The following is a 1,542-nucleotide window of genomic DNA, read 5'->3' as shown; positions in this document are numbered from 1 at the left end:
CTTTCGTGGGGCGAGGAACCTTCGTCCTGTGAGCGTCGAGTTCCTTCGCGCCCCCCTCTGTCCTGCCGGACATCTTCCCCACAGGGGGGAGATTGGCCGTCACGCCGGCTTTCGCCAATCGCAAGCGTCGAAAGAAGGAAGACTCCGAAGCTGCCGATCTTTGAGCGTTTTAAAGGAGCCGAGGACGTGACTTTTGAAGCTATCCAACAAAAAGGAAGAGGCTAAGCGATCAGCTCTTCAGCTTGGCATTGCAGAGGCTGTAGTAGCCGCCGCCCTTCTGGATCCAACGAAGGCCGTTCAACGTACCCGCCTCCTTGTTGTCGTGGTAACCCTGCAGGCAGGTCTTCATCCTGGCCTTCGCGGGCGTTTCGGTCTTGAACTCGGCGGCGAGGGTGGCCGGGCACGCCCGCCGGTGCCACAGTGGGAGTGACCGCCGCGCTGGTGTCTTTTTCTGCTGGCTCCGCGGTTTTGACCGAATCCGCGCTGACACTCTCCGCGGCGGACGTGGCGCATTTCTCCTTGCGGAAAGCGGCCCAGTCCATGCCGTTCAGAGTGCCGCCATCCTTGGCTGCCCGATAGGTCTCGCCACATTCCTTCATCGTCAGTGCGCTTGCCGGTGCGACGTTCCAAGCGACGAATGCCGTCACAGCCAATGCCGCTAATTTCAAATTGAACATAAGACCCTCCTGATTGATGATAAGTTAGACGTCTTTTGTATACTGTTTGTTCCCTGTATGTTCAACCTGAATTTTGCGAGCTACCCATAAGCCTGGCGGTGGGCAGTGTGGGCAAATCGACGATGCCGGCAGTCCCGCCATATGCAGATAGAGCAAGGCCGCGGGCGTCTTCGCCTGTACAAAAAAAGCCCACGCATCTTGCGATGCGCGGGCCTTTTCTCTTGAATAACTAGGCGATCAGCTCTTCAGCTTGGCATTGCAGAGGCTGTAGAAGCCGCCACCCTTCTGGATCCACTTCAGGCCGTTCAGCGTGTTGGCGTCCTTGTTGGCGTAGTACTGCTCGAGGCAGGTGTGCATGCGGCCCTTGCCCGGATTTTCGGTGGCGAATTTCGGCGAAATCGCCTTCGGGAAGCTCACGCCCTTCGGCGCTGCGACCGTCGGCTTCGCCGGCTCGCTGGTGTATGTGGCTTCGGTCGGAGCCGGCACGGTGTCGTCGTCATCGGCGCCGGCACCGCACTCGGCCTTGCGGAAGTCGTTCCACTTCATGCCGTTGAGCGTGCCGGCGGATTTTGCAGCCTGGTACTTGGCGCTGCATTCCTTGGAACTCAGGCCCTTGGCCGTGTCGTCGGCAGCGGCGGCTGCCTTTGCCTTCTTAGTCGTCTTGGTGTCGGCGGCCTTCGTGTCGGTCGCAGCCTTGGTGTCGGTGGCCGCCTTGGTGTCGGTCGCGGCGGAAGCATCGCTGCCGCACTGCGCCTTGCGGAATTGGTTCCAGGTCTGGCCGGCAAGCGTTCCCGCATCCTTGGCCGCATTATACTTGGTGCTGCACTCGGCCATGGTCAGCGCGTTGGCCGGCGCCGCGATGAAC

The 1,542-nt window shown here is 60.5% G+C and carries 2 protein-coding genes; both read right to left on the bottom strand.

The window, feature by feature from the left end; genetic code table 11:
* Positions 1-221: 221 nt before the first annotated feature.
* The gene (locus EOA28_RS35345) at positions 222-677 is read right to left on the bottom strand and encodes a hypothetical protein (protein WP_245501679.1); all 456 of its coding nucleotides are present in this window, start codon (positions 675-677) and stop codon (positions 222-224) included.
* A gap of 237 nt (positions 678-914) precedes the next feature.
* Positions 915-1,538 carry an antifreeze protein gene (locus EOA28_RS35340; protein ID WP_245501680.1) on the bottom strand — a complete coding sequence of 208 codons (624 nt, stop codon included), beginning with the start codon at positions 1,536-1,538 and terminating at the stop codon, positions 915-917.
* Between the last annotated feature and the right edge of the window lie 4 nt (positions 1,539-1,542).

The sequence above is a fragment of the Mesorhizobium sp. M2A.F.Ca.ET.067.02.1.1 genome (assembly GCF_004023285.1).
Lineage (GTDB): Bacteria > Pseudomonadota > Alphaproteobacteria > Rhizobiales > Rhizobiaceae > Mesorhizobium.
Note: the sequence above shows the minus strand (reverse complement) of the source record. Positions and strands in the feature narration are given on the sequence as shown.

Excerpts from the sequence above, each read along its gene's own strand:
- EOA28_RS35345 (WP_245501679.1), bottom strand. The coding sequence starts at position 677 with ATGTTCAATTTGAAATTAGCGGCATTGGCTGTGACGGCATTCGTCGCT.